17 protein-coding genes and 2 tRNA genes are annotated in these 17,904 nt (G+C 70.3%); 14 read left to right on the forward strand and 5 right to left on the reverse strand.

Annotated features, from left to right (window positions below; translation table 11 throughout):
• Positions 1–16: 16 nt before the first annotated feature.
• The gene (locus ACIBAG_RS08435; protein WP_399102413.1) at positions 17–1,426 is read right to left on the reverse strand and encodes a polysaccharide pyruvyl transferase family protein; all 1,410 of its coding nucleotides are present in this window, start codon (positions 1,424–1,426) and stop codon (positions 17–19) included.
• A 247-nt stretch (positions 1,427–1,673) separates the two neighbouring features.
• On the opposite strand from ACIBAG_RS08435, the gene proB reads away from it, so the two are divergent.
• The 5 genes from proB to ACIBAG_RS08460 all read left to right on the forward strand — a co-directional run bounded on the left by proB (position 1,674) and on the right by ACIBAG_RS08460 (position 6,804).
• The gene (gene proB, locus ACIBAG_RS08440) at positions 1,674–2,780 is read left to right on the forward strand and encodes a glutamate 5-kinase (RefSeq protein WP_399103278.1); all 1,107 of its coding nucleotides are present in this window, start codon (positions 1,674–1,676) and stop codon (positions 2,778–2,780) included.
• A gap of 244 nt (positions 2,781–3,024) precedes the next feature.
• Entirely contained in the window at positions 3,025–3,489 is a 465-nt protein-coding gene (locus ACIBAG_RS08445) for a hypothetical protein (protein ID WP_399102415.1), read from the forward strand.
• Positions 3,490–3,563: 74 nt separating this feature from the next.
• Positions 3,564–4,850: a glutamate-5-semialdehyde dehydrogenase gene (locus ACIBAG_RS08450; protein WP_399102417.1), complete on the forward strand. Its 1,287-nt coding sequence runs from the start codon at positions 3,564–3,566 to the stop codon at positions 4,848–4,850.
• 156 nt (positions 4,851–5,006) lie between these two features.
• Positions 5,007–5,606 carry a hypothetical protein gene (locus ACIBAG_RS08455; protein WP_399102419.1) on the forward strand — a complete coding sequence of 200 codons (600 nt, stop codon included), beginning with the start codon at positions 5,007–5,009 and terminating at the stop codon, positions 5,604–5,606.
• Positions 5,607–5,727: 121 nt separating this feature from the next.
• Entirely contained in the window at positions 5,728–6,804 is a 1,077-nt protein-coding gene (locus ACIBAG_RS08460; RefSeq protein WP_399102421.1) for a hypothetical protein, read from the forward strand.
• A gap of 133 nt (positions 6,805–6,937) precedes the next feature.
• On the opposite strand, the gene ACIBAG_RS08465 is transcribed toward ACIBAG_RS08460, so the two are convergent.
• Complete coding sequence (locus tag ACIBAG_RS08465) at positions 6,938–8,047, reverse strand: M48 family metallopeptidase (RefSeq protein WP_399102423.1); 1,110 nt, start codon at positions 8,045–8,047, stop codon at positions 6,938–6,940.
• Positions 8,048–8,172: 125 nt separating this feature from the next.
• Here ACIBAG_RS08465 and ACIBAG_RS08470 point away from each other — a divergent pair, with 125 nt between their 5' ends.
• The 8 genes from ACIBAG_RS08470 (at position 8,173) to ACIBAG_RS08505 (ending at position 13,196) form a co-directional block, all read left to right on the forward strand.
• Positions 8,173–8,334, forward strand: coding sequence for a hypothetical protein (locus ACIBAG_RS08470; RefSeq protein ID WP_399102425.1), 162 nt, complete (start codon positions 8,173–8,175; stop codon positions 8,332–8,334).
• A gap of 131 nt (positions 8,335–8,465) precedes the next feature.
• Positions 8,466–8,630, forward strand: a complete 165-nt coding sequence (locus ACIBAG_RS08475; RefSeq protein ID WP_399102427.1) for a hypothetical protein — start codon at positions 8,466–8,468, stop codon at positions 8,628–8,630.
• A 79-nt stretch (positions 8,631–8,709) separates the two neighbouring features.
• The gene (gene nadD, locus ACIBAG_RS08480) at positions 8,710–9,348 is read left to right on the forward strand and encodes a nicotinate-nucleotide adenylyltransferase (RefSeq protein WP_399102430.1); all 639 of its coding nucleotides are present in this window, start codon (positions 8,710–8,712) and stop codon (positions 9,346–9,348) included.
• Positions 9,349–9,373: 25 nt separating this feature from the next.
• Entirely contained in the window at positions 9,374–11,077 is a 1,704-nt protein-coding gene (locus tag ACIBAG_RS08485) for an LCP family protein (RefSeq protein WP_399102433.1), read from the forward strand.
• A gap of 124 nt (positions 11,078–11,201) precedes the next feature.
• Positions 11,202–11,648: a ribosome silencing factor gene (gene rsfS, locus ACIBAG_RS08490; protein WP_399102435.1), complete on the forward strand. Its 447-nt coding sequence runs from the start codon at positions 11,202–11,204 to the stop codon at positions 11,646–11,648.
• On the forward strand, positions 11,645–12,316 hold the full coding sequence (locus ACIBAG_RS08495; protein WP_399102437.1) for a histidine phosphatase family protein: 672 nt from the start codon (positions 11,645–11,647) through the stop codon (positions 12,314–12,316). The genes rsfS and ACIBAG_RS08495 overlap by 4 nt, the downstream gene beginning before the upstream one ends.
• A 131-nt stretch (positions 12,317–12,447) precedes the next feature.
• Positions 12,448–12,520 (forward strand) — tRNA-Ala (locus tag ACIBAG_RS08500).
• Between the two features lie 442 nt (positions 12,521–12,962).
• Positions 12,963–13,196, forward strand: coding sequence for a hypothetical protein (locus ACIBAG_RS08505; RefSeq protein ID WP_003976229.1), 234 nt, complete (start codon positions 12,963–12,965; stop codon positions 13,194–13,196).
• Here ACIBAG_RS08505 and ACIBAG_RS08510 read toward each other — a convergent pair.
• Positions 13,175–14,389, reverse strand: a complete 1,215-nt coding sequence (locus tag ACIBAG_RS08510) for a glycosyltransferase 87 family protein (protein ID WP_399102440.1) — start codon at positions 14,387–14,389, stop codon at positions 13,175–13,177. The two genes, ACIBAG_RS08505 and ACIBAG_RS08510, sit on opposite strands and share 22 nt — an antisense overlap.
• Positions 14,390–14,489: 100 nt before the next feature.
• Here ACIBAG_RS08510 and ACIBAG_RS08515 point away from each other — a divergent pair.
• Positions 14,490–14,562, forward strand: a tRNA-Ala gene (locus tag ACIBAG_RS08515).
• Between the two features lie 167 nt (positions 14,563–14,729).
• Here the strand turns inward: ACIBAG_RS08515 and ACIBAG_RS08520 are convergent.
• Entirely contained in the window at positions 14,730–16,343 is a 1,614-nt protein-coding gene (locus ACIBAG_RS08520) for an NADH-ubiquinone oxidoreductase-F iron-sulfur binding region domain-containing protein (protein ID WP_399102442.1), read from the reverse strand.
• Positions 16,340–17,683, reverse strand: coding sequence for a cytochrome b/b6 domain-containing protein (locus ACIBAG_RS08525; protein ID WP_399102444.1), 1,344 nt, complete (start codon positions 17,681–17,683; stop codon positions 16,340–16,342). The genes ACIBAG_RS08520 and ACIBAG_RS08525 overlap by 4 nt, the downstream gene beginning before the upstream one ends.
• Between the last annotated feature and the right edge of the window lie 221 nt (positions 17,684–17,904).

Below are 17,904 nucleotides of genomic sequence, written 5' to 3' on the forward strand. Positions count from 1 at the left end.
GAGTCCTGGGCCGGGCCTAGCGTCCCGACTGCAGCGCCCGGCGGATCGGGCCGCCCACCGCGCGGCGGGCCCGGCGGTAGACGGACGGCGCCGCAAGGGCCGTGCCCGTCTTGCCGGTGCGGGCCAGCTCCCGTCTCAACCGGTCGTTGTCCGTGGCGAGTTCGGAGATACGGCTCTGCAGCCAGCCGAACCGGGTGGTGAGCGAGGCGAGGTCGACGTCGTTCCAGGGGCGGATGCCCGCCGGGAAGGACAGTGACCGCATGCGTTCCTCGAAGGCGGCGCCGCCGTCGCCGTGCGTGAACGTGTTGTCCAGGCCGTTGCGCTCCAGGAACGCCGTGAACCGCTCGAACCGCTCCTGGTGGCCGCGCATCAGGGCGCCGAAGTCGGCCTCCTCGTACAGCGACGTGGGGTCCAGGTCCTCGGGCAGCCGGTCGATCCGGCGGTGCGGGATGTCGAAGTAGCGGCACAGCTCCAGCGTGCGCGAGTCACCGCACAGCACCGTCGCCGGTGTGCCCGCGAGCAGAGCGGCTATGTTGCCGTGGATGCGGGAGCCGAAGGAGAAGTCGAACCCGCGCAGGTCGTCGATCCAGGTGACCGGATCGATGTAGACGCGGACCTTGTCCTCGCGGTACATCGGGTGCTCGGGGTGCGTCGGCATCGCCGTCACCAGGCCGTTCGGGTCCGACAGGTCCCGCCAGTGCAACTGCCGCGCGTCGCTGATGTTCTGGCCGATGAAGCGCAGGCTGGGGTAGCGGGCGTGGGCGCGGGCGATGACCCGGTCCAGGCCCTGCGACTTCACCGCGCTGTGCGAGCCGTTGACCGCGATCCGGGAGCCGGCGCCGAGGGCGGGCTCCCGCTTGGTGACGGTGAGCTCCTTGCCGTACATGAAGAGCGAGGGGCAGCCGATGACCTCGACGTCCCGGAAGCCCAGATCCCTGAGGTACTTCTCGGTGAACTCGCCCCGGACACCGATCGAGGCGCTGCGGTCGAGCACGGCGGAGACGAACGCGCGCACGGCGGGCTCGATGGGCTTCAGCCGCGCCGGGTTGTAGCCCAGCCCGGCCTGCGCGCCGACCCCCACCACGACCACCGGGATCCTCAGCTTGCCGATCAGCCGCGTCAGCCGCTTCAACTGGGCCTCGAACGAAGGCCGGAACGCGTTGGCGAGCGGTACGACGAACGCGTCGTACTCCTCGTTGATCCGGCCCGCCGCCGAGACATCGGTGCGGATGCCGTTCGAGACGACCTCGGTGTGCGGTGTCTCGAGGACCTTGTGGGTGGCGTCGCTGAAGATCAGGTTGCCGGCGTTGGTGGCGATGACGTCTCGGTGCAGCGCCTCCTCAACGGGAACGACGTCGTAGGGGCTCTTACCCGAGCGGAGCAGGATGCGCTTCTCGCGCTGACCATGGTGGGCATTGTGTGACACAGCGTTCAAAATAAGTTTGCCCAGTCGTTGTTTTCTATAGGCAACCAACGCAACCTTTTTGCCGTATGCGACCCGTGAGCAAACAGTTACCGCTCGCCTGCCGGCCGCCTTTCCGCACGCCTGTCCGCCCGTCTGTCCGGAGGCTGGAATCGCCGCGCGCCACACGATCCGCTTCGCGTAGATTGCCGATCAGGGAACCGGATGCACGCGAGGGGAAGAAGCACAGGTGGCAGGGGCAAGGCAGGGTGTGCGCGAAGCCCGCAGGGTCGTCGTCAAGGTGGGCTCCTCGTCGCTGACCACCGCGTCGGGCGGCCTGGACGCCGACCGCGTGGACGCGCTCGTCGACGTGCTCGCCAAGAGCCGCAGCGGCGGCGAGAAGGAGGTCGTCCTCGTCTCCTCCGGCGCCATCGCGGCCGGACTCGCCCCACTGGGCCTGCGCCGGCGCCCCAAGGACCTGGCCCGCCAGCAGGCCGCCGCCAGCGTCGGCCAGGGCCTGCTCGTGGCCCGCTACACCGCCTCCTTCGCCCGCTACGGCGTCCGCGTCGGCCAGGTGCTGCTGACCAGCGACGACATGAGCCGCCGCGCCCACCACCGCAACGCCTCCCGCACCCTCGACAAGCTGCTCGCGATGGGCGCGTTCCCGATCGTCAACGAGAACGACACCGTCGCCACGGACGAGATCCGCTTCGGTGACAACGACCGGCTCGCGGCCCTCGTCGCCCATCTCGTACGGGCGGATCTGCTGGTGCTGCTGTCCGACGTGGACGGCGTGTACGACGGCGACCCCAGCAAGCCGGGCACCTCGCGGATAGCGGAGGTACGGGGACCCGAGGACCTCGCGGAGGTGGAGATCGGCAGCGCCGGCAAGGCGGGCGTCGGCACCGGCGGCATGGTCACCAAGGTCGAGGCGGCCCGGATCGCGGCCGCCGCCGGCATCCCGGTCGTCCTCACCAGCGCGATCCACGCCGCCGAGGCGCTGCACGGCGGCGACACCGGCACCTACTTCCACGCCACCGGCAGGCGCTCCGCCGACCGGCTGCTGTGGCTGCAGCACGCCTCCACACCGCAGGGATCGCTGACCCTGGACGACGGCGCGGTACGGGCGGTCGTCGAGCGCCGTATGTCGCTCCTGCCGGCCGGAATCGCCGCCGTCGAGGGCGAGTTCAGCGCGGGCGACCCGGTCGAGCTGCGCGACAGCGCGGGGCACGCGGTCGCACGCGGGCTCGTCAACTTCGACGCCAAGGAGATCCCGCAGCTGCTCGGGCGGTCGACGCGGGAGCTGGCGCGGGAGCTGGGGGCGGAGTACGAGCGGGAGGTCGTCCATCGGGACGATCTGGTGATCCTGCAGCCCTGAGGGCTGTGTGACGTCCGCCGGGACCGCCGGGCCGCTCGGCCGTCCTCCGACCCCGGACCCGGATCCGGACTGCGAACCATGGGCCGAAAACGGGGGGAACGCCCTGCGATCGAAGTCGCCCTGAGGTGGACGTTGAGGTCCACGTTCCGCAAAATCGCCCCGCGAACGCCCCCGGCCTGCTCAACTTTGTCTCAGGGACACATTCCGCACGAGACGGTTCGGTCACTGCGTAAAGGAGGCCGTCGTGAGACGAGTGCGCCCTGGGACGGCGTCCCGCGGTGCCGGAGGGGCCTCGTCCCGTGCGGCCGGTGAGGAGCGCGCCTTGACGAGCGTCGCGGCCGGCGACCGGTACGAGGAGCCCAAGGACCTGCCCCGCCTGTGGCACGTCACCCTGAGCGTCTCCGGCCGGGAGGCCCCGCTGAAGGAGGTGCGGCGCGCACTCGAACAGCTCGCCCACGACCACCCCTTTCTGCTGACCAGCCGGTACGCCAACGACCACGCCGAGATCCGCTACTGGGAAGAGGCCCGCGACCTGCACGACGCTGCCGCCGTCGCCCTGCGTCTGTGGGGCGAGCACCGGCAGAGCGCGGGACTGCCGCCCTGGGAGATCGTCGGCCTGGAGGTCATCGACCGGGAGACCTACCACCAGCGCATCGCCGAGGGCTACGGACCGCCACCGGCGACTCCGGTAGGTGTCCACCCCTATTGACCGGCCCTGGGCGTCTTGTCTCGCGGTTCGGAATGCTCGATGGACCGGCCTCGCGAGCGCACTACCCTTCTTTCATGACCACGCTCTCGCCGTACGACTCCATGACCCCGGTCACCCAGGCCGCCTACCGCGCCAAGGCCGCCGCCGCCGACCTCGCCCCGCTGCCGCGGGCCGAGAAGGACGACGCGCTGCTCGCCATCGCGGACGCCCTGGAGGTCCGTACGAGCGAAATCGTCGAGGCCAACGCCAGGGACATCGCCAAGGCCCGGGAGGCCGGCACCAGCGAGGCGATCATCGACCGGCTGACGCTGACGCCGGAGCGTGTGCGGGCCATCGCCTCCGACGTACGGGACGTCGTCGCACTGCCCGACCCGGTCGGCGAGGTCGTGCGCGGCTCCACCCTCCCCAACGGCATCGACCTGCGCCAGGTCCGCGTCCCGCTGGGCGTCGTCGGGATCATCTACGAGGCCCGCCCGAACGTCACCGTGGACGCCGCCGCCCTCTGTCTGAAGTCCGGCAACGCCGTGCTGCTGCGCGGCTCGGCCTCGGCGTACGAGTCGAACACCGCCCTCGTCCGGGTGATCCGGGACGCGGTGGGCGGGGCCGGGCTGCCCGCCGACGCCGTGCAGCTGGTGCCCGGGGAGAGCCGGGAGAGCGTGCGCGAGCTGATGCGCGCCCGCGGCCTGGTCGACGTGCTGATCCCGCGCGGTGGCGCCTCGCTGATCCAGACGGTCGTCTCGGAGTCGATCGTCCCCGTCATCGAGACCGGCACCGGCAACTGCCACGTCTACGTCGACGCCCACGCCGACCTCGACATGGCCATCGAGATCCTGATCAACTCCAAGGCCCAGCGCGTCAGCGTCTGCAACGCCGCCGAGACCCTCCTCGTCCACCAGGACATCGCCCCCGAGTTCCTGCCGCGCGCCCTGGACGCCCTCGCGGACGCCGGCGTGACCGTGCACGCGGACGAGAGGGTGCTGGCGTACGCCAAGGACTCCAAGGCGACCGTTGTCGAAGCCACGGCGGAGGACTGGGAGGCCGAGTACCTGTCGTACGACATCGCCGCCGCGGTCGTGGACTCGCTGGACAAGGCCGTCGAGCACATCCGCCTGTGGACCTCCGGCCACACCGAGGCCATCGTCACGACCTCGCAGCAGGCCGCCCGCCGCTTCACCCAGCTGGTCGACTCCACGACGGTCGCGGTGAACGCCTCGACGCGCTTCACCGACGGCGGCCAGTTCGGCTTCGGCGCGGAGATCGGCATCTCCACGCAGAAGCTGCACGCCCGCGGCCCGATGGGGCTGCCGGAGCTCACCAGCACGAAGTACATCGTCACCGGGGACGGGCACGTACGGCGCTGAATCACGCCGCATGCGGGAGCAGGGGGCGCGTCGCTGGGCCGTGGGGCGCGTGGCGCGCGATCAGGGCATATGCGTCCGACACGCGCCCCCGACTGCGTCCGTGCCGCACAAGGGGTGTCTCACAAGGCGGATGAATTTCCATACCGTCTGCCCAAATTGACCCCCCAGGACTACTCTGGAGCCGTGCCGGAGGACGTGGGGGGCACGCCGTTCCCTGACGGCTGGGAGCCCGACGACGACCACGACCGCGGGGTGTCGGACGAAGAGTTCGCCTCCGTGGTCTTCGACGAGGCCTTCGTACGGGCGGCCGTGGTGCACGAGCCGACCGCCGTCGAACGCCTCCTGGCAGCCGCCCAGGCGAGAGCGGAGGCCTCCGAGGCGGAAGCGCGCCGGACACACGGCCGGGGCGAGCGGTACGACGACGGGTACGGCCCCGACGGCCGCGCCGGATTCGGCCATGATCCCGAGCTGGACGATCTGGACGACACGGACATTCTCGAGGGCCGTTACGGCGCCCCGGGAACGTACGGCAAGCAGATCCGCTGGCACCGTCCCGTCGCCTGGGTCCTCGCCCTCGTGATGGGCATCGGCATGGTCGCGCTGGCCTTCACGGCGGTCTACCGCGGCGCCTCCTCCAGCCGGGACCAGGTACCGCCGCCCGCGTCCACCGGACTGGAACAGGGCAGCGGAGCCACTCCCTCCGTCTCCGCCGACCACTCCCAGCCGGCCATATCGGCGACCCCGCGCACCCCCTGATCGGACCTGATCGAGGGCCTGAACGCTACTGCGAGCTGCCCGACCAACCTGGTGAGAACCTGTCAGAACTTGTCGCGCAGCAGGGCGTTTACCTGAGCCCCCGGCGACCTACCCTGAAAGTATGGGAGGGCCTGGAGACCCACCCGAGGGGACACCCGAGGGCGGCCCCGGAGGTGGAGACGACGAGTACCGATCCGTCGTGTTCGACGAGTCGTTCGTACGCGCTGCCCGCCTCCAGGAGTTCTCCGCCCAGGAGCGCATTGGCGACCACGCGCCCGCCGTACGCCGCCGTCCACCCATGCGCCGGGGCCTGTCCCGGCAGGCACTGATCCTCGTCCTCCTGATCGCCGTGGCCTTCGGTACGGCGATCTACATGGGCGTACGGCATCCCTACCAGAACCCCGCCGATTCCGGGCCGCCCGCCGAGCCCCTGCGGATGACCGTCATCCCGCTCGCCCCGCAGGGCAAGGTGCCCGGGACGAACGACACCGAGCACCTGTACGCGCAGAGCCCCGCCGCACAGTTCCGTATCGGCGCGGAAGGCATTCCGCTTCCGGCCGCGCGGCGGACGGCGCACTTCTCGGACAGTCAGGTGACCAACGCGCTGAGTATCGCGAAGGACTACATCGTGCGGTCCTCGCTCTATCCCGAGGTGCTCACCGGCGACCAGGTCCGGCCGGTCCGGGTGCTGCTCGACCCCGATCAACTCGACCAGTTCGACCAGAGCTTCCGGCAGCCGGCCGCGGACGGGCGGCACGCACCGACCGGGTGGCTGGTTCGCTTCGACCCCTCGCAGGCCGAGCTGGCCGATCGCCAGGTCCGGGTGCAGGGGACGCTCCAGGCCGCCGAGACCGACTCCGCAACCCTGGAGGTCACGGCGGACCATACGTTCGTGTACGCCCTGCGGCCGGTGGAGGCGGGGGAGAAGGCGAGCGAGGCGTCGCTCTTCACCGTCCGGCGTGAGCTGCACTTCCGGTTCGACCGGGAGGATCTGCGGCTGCATCAGACGCAGCTTGTCGTGTCCTACGTGCAGGCCGGGCCGCTGTCCTGTGCGGACGACTCGACGAACCGGCTGCATCCGTTGCTGGCGGGGCAGACGGCGAAGGAGGGGGGCCCGGCGGGGACCGATCCCTATGCCACGGGTGGGGCCACGGCGCTTTGCGGGTCGTTGGCGGCGGGTTCCCAGCCGCGGGTGTGAGGCGGGGGGCCCGCGGCGGAGCCGCTGATAAACGCAGCCGCCCCCGCCGCCCCTGCACGTCCCGTCCTCCAGGGGCGCTGCTCCTCAGACCCCGGGTCCTTCTGGGGGCTGCCGCCCCCGGACGGGCTGAAAATCAGTTGCCCGCCCCTTGGTCATCCGTGTCGTCCCGCCTCGGCCCGTCCTTCGGAGGCGCGCTCGTGAAGCCTCCGAAGCCGCGTCGTACCCGGCCGCCCAGGTCGCCCGCGCCGCCGGCGATGTCCGTGACCAGCTTCATCAGGGGGTCCTTGGAGGACTTGACGTGGGTGGCGTAGTGGGACGCCGACTCGCGGAAGGAGTCCGTCACCGAGGTGTCCTTGTCCTCCGAGCGGCGCGGGTAGTGGCCGTCCATGATCCGCTGGTGGTCGCGGGACTCGGCCCACTTCTTCAGCTCGGCGGCGCGGACCGTGGTGAACGGGTGGGAGCGGGGCAGGACGTTCAGGATCTTCAGCACCGAGTCGCGCAGGTCGCCGCCCGCCTCGTACTCCTCGGCCTGCTTCAGGAACGCGTCCACGTTCATCTGGTGCAGATGGTGGCCGCCCGCCAGCTTCATCAGACCGCGCATCGAGGCCTGGAGGTCCTGGCCGACGAGCAGACCGGCCCGGTCGGCGGACAGCTCCGACTTGCGGAACCACTCCCGCAGCGCCGTCACGATCGCCATGATCGCGAGGTTGCCCAGCGGGATCCACGCGACCCGGACGGCGAGGCTGGTCAGGAAGAGCAGGATCGTGCGGTAGACCGAGTGGCCGGAGAGGGCGTGGCCCACCTCGTGGCCGATCACCGCCCGCATCTCCTCCTCGTCGAGCAGCTCCACCAGACCGGTGGTGACGACGATGATCGGCTCGTCCAGGCCGATGCACATCGCGTTGGGCACCGGGTCCTGGTTGACGTACATCGGCGGGACCTTCTCCAGGTCCAGGATGTAACAGGCGTCCCGCAGCATGTCGTTGAGGTGCGTGAACTGCTGGTCCGACACCCGGACCGAGTCCGACAGGAACAGCAGCCTCAGGCTGCGCTCGGGCAGCAGGCCGCTCAGCGCCTTGAAGACGGTGTCGAAGCCGCTGAGCTTGCGCAGGGCCACCAGGGCCGAGCGGTCGGCCGGGTGCTCGTAGGCGCGCGAGGAGATCCCCGGGAAACGCCTGCGCTGCCTGCTCGGTACGTTCTCGTGCCCGTTGTGCTCGTGGCCGTCGGACATGTCTTCCCCCATGTGCGTGTGGATGGCTCTGTGCCGGCCCTTTGCGGAGCCTTGTTCCGCCCTTTGCGCCCCCGAAGCAGAGCCCAGCCTAGGCGGAGTTACCGTGGACGGGCACTACAGCGAAGGAGTTCCGCGCCATGGAGCACAACCCCGCAGCCGCCTGGCTCACCGAGGCCGCGAGCGCGGCCGAGCAACAGGGGGCCGGGAATCTGCTCCGGGTCGTGCTGATCGTGATGGTCGTGGGCTGTGTGCTGACCGCGTGGTTGCTGTTGCGGGGCTACAGGCGGAAGGACGAATGAGCCCGCGGGAAGGTTCCCCACGGCTCGTACCGGGCGTCCCAACGGTGGAGTCGGCGTGATCGCCGTCATGGCGCCCGCTTACGATGGGCCGACATCTTTATCCCGCCCACACCCGATAGGTCACGCCGAAGATGAGCTTCCACAGCGCAGCTGCCCAGTTGGTCACCCTCGCCGCCGAGGGCGAGGAGCACGGCGGCAACCACGACAGCCTCAACGCCTGGGTCACCGGCGGTGGCGCGTTCATCATCCTCATGCTGCTGCTGTGGATCACGACCCGCTTCAACCGCGACCGCTGAGCGCCTGCCAGGCCCCTCCCGCTCCGCCCGGACAGCTGTCGGCCGGAGTTCTCAGGCGGGGCCGGTAGGGTCTGCACGCATGGGAGAGCAGGACATGCCTACCGGCCCCGGAAACGGCCCGTCGAACGCCGGCAAGCGCCGCCTCGGCGTCATGGGCGGAACGTTCGACCCGATCCACCACGGCCACCTCGTCGCGGCCAGCGAGGTCGCCGCGACGTTCCACCTCGACGAGGTCGTGTTCGTGCCCACCGGCCAGCCCTGGCAGAAGAGCCACCGGCACGTCTCCCCGGCCGAGGACCGCTATCTGATGACGGTCATCGCCACCGCCGAGAACCCGCAGTTCTCCGTCAGCCGCATCGACATCGACCGCGGCGGCCCGACGTACACGGTGGACACCCTGCGCGATCTACGCGCGCTCAACCCGGACACCGACCTCTTCTTCATCACCGGCGCCGACGCCCTCGGCCAGATCCTGACCTGGCGCGACTCGGAGGAACTGTTCTCCCTCGCGCACTTCATCGGCGTCACCCGGCCCGGCCACCACCTCGACGACGCCGGGCTCCCGGAAGGCGGCGTGTCGCTCGTCGAGGTGCCCGCGCTGGCCATCTCGTCCACCGATTGCCGCGCGAGAGTCGCGAAGGGAGACCCCATCTGGTATCTGGTGCCCGACGGAGTCGTGCGCTACATCGACAAACGTGAGCTGTACCGCGGCGAGTGAGGCAGTGAGCCGAGAGGGGCTACCGGTGAACGACCGATACGACGCGGGGGCCGCAGGGCACGGCGCCGACCAGTACGAACTCGTCGGCTACGACGAGTACGGACGGCCGGTGTACCGACAGGTCCCGCAGCAACAGCCGCCCCAGCAGCAGTACGACCCCTACGCACAGCAGGGCTACGGCTACGACCCGTACGCGACCGGCCCGCAGCAACCGGTCCCGCCGTACGACGCCTACGGCGCCGGCGACACCGGTCAGCAGCCGCCCACGCCGTCCTACGACCCGTACGGCACCGGCACCCACCAGCAGCAGGCCGGCGCGCACTCACCGCCCTACGACCCGTACGGGCGTACCGCCACCAGCGGTCACCAGCCCCGGGTCGCCGAGCAGACCGCCTACATCCCGCACCAGGCCGGGCCGGTCGAGGACACGGGCATGCAGGACCGGGGGGAGCGGGACTACCGCACCGAGCAGTTCGCCTTCGTCGAGGAGCCCGACTCGGACTCCGAGGACGTCATCGACTGGCTGAAGTTCACCGAGAACCGCACCGAGCGCCGCGAGGAGGCCCGGCGCCGGGCACGCGCGCGTGTGATCGCCCTCGTGGTCGTGCTGGCGCTCGTCGCGGCCGGCGGCGTCGGCTACCTCTGGTACGCCGGAAAGCTGCCCGGGCTGTCGTCGTCGGACGACAAGAGCGGCACCGACACCCCCGTCGCCGCCCAGAAGCGGGACGTGATCGTCGTCCACCTGCACAACACCAAGAAGGGCGGCACCTCCACGGCGCTGCTCGTCGACAACACCACCACCCAGCAGGGCACCACCGTCCTGCTGCCCAACTCGCTCGCCCTGTCCGGCGACGACGGCACCACGACCACACTCGCCAAGTCCGTCGACGACGACGGCTCCGCCGGGACGCGCGACGCGATCGACACCGTCCTCGGCACCGAGATCCAGGGCACCTGGCGGCTGGACACCCCGTACCTGCAGAACCTCGTCGACCTGGTCGGCAACATCGAGGTCGACACCAACGCCGACGTGCCCGACCCGGACGCCAAGACCAAGGGCGCCGCGCCCCTCGTCCGCAAGGGCAAGGCCCAGACCCTCAGCGGCAAGATGGCCGTCGCCTACGCCACCTACCAGGGCTCCGGCGAGGCCCAGAACGCCCAGCTGGAGCGGTTCGGGCAGGTCATGCAGGCCACGCTGCGCAAGCTGACCTCGGACACCGAGGGCGCGACCGTCACCGTGCAGACTCTCGGCATGATCATCGAGCCGCCGCTCACCGACAAGGACCTCGGCGCCTTCCTCGCCAAGCTCGCCGAACTCGCCAAGGGCGGCGACTACAAGACGGCCATGCTGCCCGTCCAGACCGACGGCACGCTGAGCGCCCAGGCGAGCGCCAGTGTCGTCAAGAACGTCCTCGGCGGCACCGCAAAGAGCCCCGACAAGGACGCCGCCGTCCGCGTGTCCGTCCGGAACGCCAGTGGCGCCAAGGACAACACGGAGAAGGCACGCGTGGTGCTGCTCAACGGCGGCTTCACCTTCCTGGAGGGCGGTACGGCAGCCACCGAGGCCACGTCCGAGGTCGTCTACGCCGACGCCGCCGACAAGGCGAACGCCACCGAGGTCGCCAAGACCCTGGGCCTGTCCGCCGACGCGGTCACCAAGGGCGACGTCTCCGGGAACGCCGACGTCACGGTGGTCCTCGGACAGGACTACGAGTCGGCGTCCCCGTAGCCGCAGAAGGCACATAACCGCAGGCCACCCCACGTGAGCCGGTAATCACGTGGGGTGCTGTCACCGGTCCGTGAGACCCTTGAGTCCGAGTGAGTTCAAGTGTCCGCCGACCGAAAGCCTTGTAGTGACCGCTACCGACCGTTCTCTCGAGCTCGTCACCACCGCCGCCCAGGCGGCCGCCGACAAGCTCGCGCACGACATCATCGCCTACGACGTCAGCGACGTCCTGTCGATCACGGACGCCTTCCTGCTGGCCTCCGCGCCCAACGACCGCCAGGTCAAGTCGATCGTCGACGAGATCGAGGAGCGGCTCCTCAAGGAGCTCGGCGCCAAGCCGGTGCGCCGCGAGGGCGACCGCGAGGCCCGCTGGGTGCTGCTCGACTACGTCGACATCGTGGTCCACGTCCAGCACAGCGAGGAGCGCGTCTTCTACGCCCTGGAGCGGCTGTGGAAGGACTGCCCCGAGCTCGAGCTGCCCGACGACGCCAAGGCCACCCGCGGCAAGGCCGAGGAGCACGCCAAGCTGCAGGCCGCCGAGGAGGCGGCCGAGCTGGGCGGTGAGTGGCGATGAGCGCCACCGGTGAGGTGGCCGCGGGCAAGGCCGGCCGGGGCCGCCGCGTCATCCTGTGGCGGCACGGCCAGACCTCCTGGAACGTGGAGCGCCGCTTCCAGGGTTCCACGGACGTCGCCCTCACCGAGGCGGGCGTCTCCCAGGCCCGCCGCGCCGCCCGGCTGCTCGCGGGCCTCAAGCCCGACGCGATCATCGCCTCCGACCTCCAGCGCGCCGCCCACACGGCCGCCGAGCTGGCCGCGCTCACCGGCCTGGAGGTGACGCACGACGAGGGCCTGCGCGAGACCTACGCCGGCGTCTGGCAGGGGCTGACCCACGACGAGATCATCGCCCGCCACGGCGAGGAGTACGCCGCGTGGAAGCGCGGTGAGCCGGTGCGCCGCGGAGGCGGCGAGCTGGAGACCGAGGTCGCCGACCGCGCCGCGCCCGTGGTGCTCCGGCACGCCGAGAAGCTCCCGGACGAAGGCACGCTGGTCGTGGTCAGCCACGGCGGCACGATCCGTACGACCATCGGCCGCCTCCTCGGCCTGGAGCCCCGCTACTGGGAGAGCCTCGGCGGCCTCACCAACTGCTGCTGGTCCGTCCTCGGCGAGGGCGCCCGCGGCTGGCGACTGCTGGAACACAACGCCGGCACGCTGCCGGAGCCGGTGCTCGGCGACGACGACTGAGCCACCAGGGTCCCGGTCGGGGCGACCCGGGACCCGGATTTCACTTTCCGGCAGGTCGCAGGCTAAAGTTCTTCTTGTTCGCCCCGCCGAGCGGGGAGACGGAAACATCATGCGGCTCCGCCGCATGGCGAGGGGCTATAGCTCAGTTGGTAGAGCGCCTGCATGGCATGCAGGAGGTCAGGAGTTCAATTCTCCTTAGCTCCACAGTGAGACAACAAGATCCCGCCGATCGCTTCGATCGGCGGGATCTTCTGGTATCCGCTGAAGTGTTCGGGTCCGGCTTGAGTCACTCGGCCCTCGCAGGCGTATACCTCTCAAGAGGCGCTTTGGGGTGCGTGTTCGCACGGTCAGTACGGCCATGGATGCCGCCGTGGCCGGACTGGTACTGAGGCGTCGCTGACCGTATTGGTCCGGCCGTGGCAGAATCAAACGGCCGGAAGGGGGCGCGACCCGACGGGAGGGAGTAGCGATGCCTGCGAGCATCCTCGAAGAGGTCGGTCACCTCTTCGAAGCAGCGTTGACACGGGATACGATCACCCGCCTCAGCTGCCCTTCCTGCGGTTCCGTCCATGTCGCCCAGCTCCTCGGGGACAACGGCGGAGTTTCCTACGTGTGCACGGCCTGCGGCCACAGCTGGAGCTGATCGATGGGTGCACACAGGCGAAAGTGCGACTGGTGCGGCAGCGGAACGCCGATCGTCCGTGACATGGAACCGGTGAACCCCGACTACCAGTACTGGTGCGAGGAATGCGCACGGGCGCTGATCATAAAAGGCGACCCCATCGAGACCTACCGTGAACTCGAGGGCGAACCGATCTACGGCCGCCTCCTCGAAGAACACTGCACACTCAAGCGCTTCTATTCCTTCGTCACGGCTTGACGACGGCCGGGGTTCCCGAGGGAGATCCCGGCGATCACGAGGAAAAGGCAGCCTGCCGCCGCGTAGCCGGCCGACATCACCAACTCGATTCCCTTTTGGTGCAGTTCGTGCCGTCCCGGGCCGTGTGGCACCCACCACAGTGCGTACGAGGAGAAGACCAGCAGCGTCCCCGAAGCCGTCGCCCGCCACGCGCGCGTGGCGAGCAGCAGGACGACCGGCACGCACCACACCCAGTGGTGCGACCAGGACACCGGACTGACGAGCAGCGCCGTCATAGCGCACGCGGTCACCGCCCAGGCCCGCATCCCGCGCAACTCCGCCGCCACGGCCATGCCCAGCCCCGCCACGGCCACCACGGCCGCAGTGACGACCCAGACGGCGCCGGGCTCCGGCGTGTGCAGCAGCCGCGCCAGAACGCCGCGCAGGGCCTGGTTCGCGGTGTCCTCGGCGTGCCCGACGCGCCGCGCCGCGAACACCATCCGGGTCCAGAAACGCCAGGAGTCGTACGGCAGTACGGCCGCGGCCAGCAGGGTCGCCCCGGCGAACGAGGCGGCCGCCGCGCACGCGTGCCGCAGCCAGGGCCCGCCGGAGCCGTGCCGGTGGCGGGCGACGGCACCCGTGACGAGCAGGAACACCGCGAACAACGCGGGCGTCAGCTTGACGGCCGCCGCGAGCCCGATGGCCGCGCCGGCCCAGCGGTCAGCCGGGCGCCGTGACAGATCCCACAGCACCAGGACGGCGAGCAGCAGGTTGATCTGCCCGTACCGCAGCGTCGTCCACACCGGCTCGCACCACACGGCCACCGCCGCGACCCACCAGACGCTCTCCACGCGCGCGTGCCCGACAAGGCGCAGGGACAGTCGTACGAACACCACGAGCAGAGCGAGATTCCCTGCCGTCCCCAGGGTGCGCATGGTCGCCGTGTCGAGGAGCGTCAGGGGAGTGAACAGCAGGGCGGCGAACGGCGGGTAGGTGGTGGGCAGTCGGGCGTCCGTCGTGCGGAGCGCGTACAGGTCGCCTCCCGCGCGTACGGTCAAGCCCTCGGCCCGGTACACCATCAGGTCGATCATCGAGACGTGCGCGGCCCGCTGGGCGACCCAGAACAGTGCGAAGGAGGCCAGGCAGGCCCCCATGGCGACCGGCGCTCGACGGCGAACTCCGGAGGACGCGATCACGGTCACGGAACCCGACATTAGTGCCCGTATCGGTGCGGAGTGGAAACGATTTGGTGCTGCACCAGGTCGACCGGTAATGTTGGCGTCGCCGCCGGGGAAACCGGGCGGACCAAAACAAGGGGCTATAGCTCAGTTGGTAGAGCGCCTGCATGGCATGCAGGAGGTCAGGAGTTCAATTCTCCTTAGCTCCACAGCAGGATCCCGCCGGGTCAGTTCGATCCGGCGGGATCTTTTTTGTTGCGGAGGCGACGGGATTTCTGGTCAGGCGGAGGCCGCGGGATCCCTGGTTCGCCTGGTTTCAGAGGTGATTGAGGGGCCGTCCGGCTTGGACGGCCCCTCCACGCGCGTGTGCCCGGTCTCAGCGTCCCAGCGCGCGCCTGCCCCGGCCCTGGGAGAGAACAGGGAGGTTGTTGCGGGAGGAGTCCTGCGCGCGGGTGTCCTCCTCGATGCGCAGCGCGAGGGCCGGGCAACGGCGCACCGCGCGCAGGGCCTTGGCCTCGGCGTAGCGCGGGACCTTCGCCTGGGCGACGGTGGGGAAGCCGTCGGCGCCGAGTTGGAAGACCTCCGGGAGGATGTCGGCGCACAGGCCGTGGCCACGGCACAGTGTCCAGTCGACGTAGATCTTCTGGCGGCTGGGGCCGTTCTCCTCCTCCTCTGCGCCGCCCGGGATGCCCGTGGGTGCCCTGCCGCCCTCGAAGAGCGGCAGAACGCCCTCCACGGGCCGTCCGCAGCCGTTGCCGAGGACGTGCGCCGCGAGGTCGTCCGTGAACGCCTTGATGGTCGACTCCAGGAACATCGCTGAGCCGTCCGGGTGCGAGCACGCGCCGCGCCGCTTCACGTTCTTGGCGACCTGCTTGAGGGCTTCCAGGGCGGCCGGGCCGCCGCCGTTGAGGATGTCCTCCATGCCGCGCGCGGCGGCCGGCAGACCGAGGTAGCAGGGCCCGCACTGGCCCGCGCTCTCCTCGGCCAGCCACTGGGCGACGCGCAGGGACTCGCCGAGCGGGCAGGTCTCCTGAGTGATCGGCAGGATCGCGCCGGCCCCGAGCGAACCGCCCACGGCGTCCAGGGAGTTGCGCGAGACGATCGCCTCGTTGACCGTCGCAGCGTCGATCCACTTGCCGTGGTAACCGCCGGTCAGCACGCCCTGCGGGACCGGCGGGGCGCCGGCGAGCTGGAGAACGTAGCGCAGCGGCACGCCCGTCGGGACCTCGATGACCATGGGGCGGGCGACCGCGCCGGAGACCGTGAGCATGACGGTGCCCGGCTCGTCGTACAGGCCCGTGTTGCCGTAGCGCTCCGGGCCGATGCGCGCGGCGATGGCCAGCTGGGCGAACGTCTCGGCGTTGGACAGCAGGGTGGGTGCGCCGCCGACGCCGTTCTGCGAGGCGCTGACCTTGCGGCCGGGCGGGATCGCCGGGCCGCCGTCGATGGAGCGGATCACGGAGGCGGCGGCGCCGGTGACCATGCGGACCGGGTTGCGCTGCACCCACGCGCGTAGAGCGGAGCGGCGGCTGTTGCTGAGGCCGCGTTCGGCGAGGGCGGCCTCCATGGAGCGCTGGGTCGATTCCCGGGTGACCGCCACCACGAGCGTGCGGGCACCCAGGGCCTCGGCGCACAGCAGCGCGCCGTCCAGGATGAGATGCGGGGCACGGTTGATCATCACCGTGTCCTTGCGGCAGGCCGGTTCGTCCTCGCTGCCGTTGACCACGACGACCGGCCGTACCCCGCGCTTGATCGCGGACTCGGCGACCGAGCGCAGCTTCTTGTGGAAGGGGAACCCCGCGCCGCCGCGGCCCTTCAGGTTGATGTTCTCGGCGAGTTTGGCGAGTTGCTCGCCGCCCATCGGTTCGAGCGGCCCGTGCACCTTCAGGTGCATGGGCAGATCGAGTCTTTCGACAAGGTCGAAGCCCGACGTCAGCTGGGGAAGGCCGACGACGCGGACTTCGGGGACGTCGGGCAGGGCCTCGTTCACTTAAAGCCTCCGGAAGGCGTGTTCCAAGGTTCGCCCGAACCCGGCGCGTCGAAGTCGTAGGACGCACCGGGCATTGTTTCAGTGGCGGGACCGCTGTTGTTGTACGTGTCGTTCTGGTTGTACGTACCGAAGACGGCGTTCGTCTCAGCGGTGTCGTACACATCACTCGAACCGTAGCCAGAAGCCCCCGAGCCATAGCCCGGGGTGCCCGAATCGCCGTAGACGGGGATGTTGTATCCCGTGTCGTTGAGCGGGTCGTAGGCCGACGGGGGCGCCTCGCCGACCGGCGGTGGCGAGGGGATCGGCCAGCTGCCGGTGCCGCCTCCGCCGCCGTCCACGCGTGGGATCGCCTCCGTCGGCTGCATGTCCAGGGGCAGGTCCATGCGCGCGGTCTGGTCGGCGTACGGCTGCTGTCGCTGCCCGCGGCGGGGGTTGACGGCGCGGTAGGCGGCCGCGAAGCCGCCTGTGGTCTCCGCGGCCGATGGGGCAGTGGCGGGCATGCCGGGCAGGGGGCCGGTCCGTTCGTCGCGCGACGGTCGGGACGAACGGGACGGGCGCGGGTCCTCGTAGCCCGGCAGTGAGGACCCGGACGCCGCCCTGGCGCGGCTCTCCTCCAGGTCCTCGCGGGCCCCCGGCTCGTTGCCGATGAGCTGCGCGATCCGGTCGGCGAACTTGCGCTTGACCGGGCGCGGGGCGGCGCGCAGCGCGAGGGCCGCGGCGACGGCGACCACGCACAGCTCGTAGCAGACCATGAAGAAGGTCTTCGCCGGGCGGCCGGCGAACAGGCCGTGGATCAGGGCGGCGCACCAGGCCGGGTAGGCCAGCATGTGCATGGCGCGCCAGCGCGCGGCGACCGGCGCGGGGGAGGCGAACTGGTTGCGCAGCGCGCCGGTGACGCCCACGAAGATCATGAGCAGCGCGGCAAGGGAGCCCAGGCCGATGAGGAAGGCGCTGCCGGGGATCTCGTCGCCGCCGAAGACGAAGAGGCTGAAGGGGATCAGCGCGGCGATCGGGCTGGCGTGGTCCAGGGCCAGCTTGACGCCGATGTGCACCAGGAGGAACGCGATCGAGGCCACGGCGGTCACCCGGTGGATGCCCTGCGCGATGATCCGCTGGCGGGTGTTGAGGATCATCCGGTCCTGGGCGACCAGGCCCCAGATCACCGAGCAGGTGAGGCAGACGAGTGACAGGACACCGGCACCGAAGTTGAGGAACTCCTGGAGCCAGGTGCCGCCGAGCAGCACGACCAGGGGTATGAGCAGCAGGACAGCAGCGGTCGCCACCCCGTAGGCCGACCGGCCCGGTTGGGGAAGCGAACTGTTACTACGACGAGGGTTCATGGGGGCAACTCCGAGCGGTTCGGGAAGGCGGTCCCGGTGCCGCACTCTAAGTGGCTCCATACCGGGGGGTACGGCGTTTGAGTTATTGCGTTGTTATCTGCGGGCAGCGAGGGGCGTGCGATGTCCCTTAGCGACTGTTACGCCAGGTAACAATTGAACGTTCTTCAGCTTTTCGAGGTCTTCACAACTCTCAGGTACGGAACCCGGGGCGCCGTTGTTCA

Source organism: Streptomyces sp. NPDC051243, from assembly GCF_044455405.1.
In the GTDB taxonomy this organism is placed as follows: Bacteria; Actinomycetota; Actinomycetes; order Streptomycetales; family Streptomycetaceae; genus Streptomyces.

Coding starts and splice junctions, on each gene's coding strand:
- ACIBAG_RS08450 (WP_399102417.1), top strand. CDS start 3,564: ATGACCACGCTCTCGCCGTACGACTCCATGACCCCGGTCACCCAGGCC.
- ACIBAG_RS08460 (WP_399102421.1), top strand. CDS start 5,728: ATGGGAGGGCCTGGAGACCCACCCGAGGGGACACCCGAGGGCGGCCCC.
- ACIBAG_RS08465 (WP_399102423.1), bottom strand. CDS start 8,047: ATGGGGGAAGACATGTCCGACGGCCACGAGCACAACGGGCACGAGAAC.
- ACIBAG_RS08470 (WP_399102425.1), top strand. CDS start 8,173: ATGGAGCACAACCCCGCAGCCGCCTGGCTCACCGAGGCCGCGAGCGCG.
- ACIBAG_RS08475 (WP_399102427.1), top strand. CDS start 8,466: ATGAGCTTCCACAGCGCAGCTGCCCAGTTGGTCACCCTCGCCGCCGAG.
- nadD (WP_399102430.1), top strand. CDS start 8,710: ATGGGAGAGCAGGACATGCCTACCGGCCCCGGAAACGGCCCGTCGAAC.
- ACIBAG_RS08495 (WP_399102437.1), top strand. CDS start 11,645: ATGAGCGCCACCGGTGAGGTGGCCGCGGGCAAGGCCGGCCGGGGCCGC.
- ACIBAG_RS08505 (WP_003976229.1), top strand. CDS start 12,963: ATGGGTGCACACAGGCGAAAGTGCGACTGGTGCGGCAGCGGAACGCCG.
- ACIBAG_RS08510 (WP_399102440.1), bottom strand. CDS start 14,389: ATGTCGGGTTCCGTGACCGTGATCGCGTCCTCCGGAGTTCGCCGTCGA.
- ACIBAG_RS08525 (WP_399102444.1), bottom strand. CDS start 17,683: ATGAACCCTCGTCGTAGTAACAGTTCGCTTCCCCAACCGGGCCGGTCG.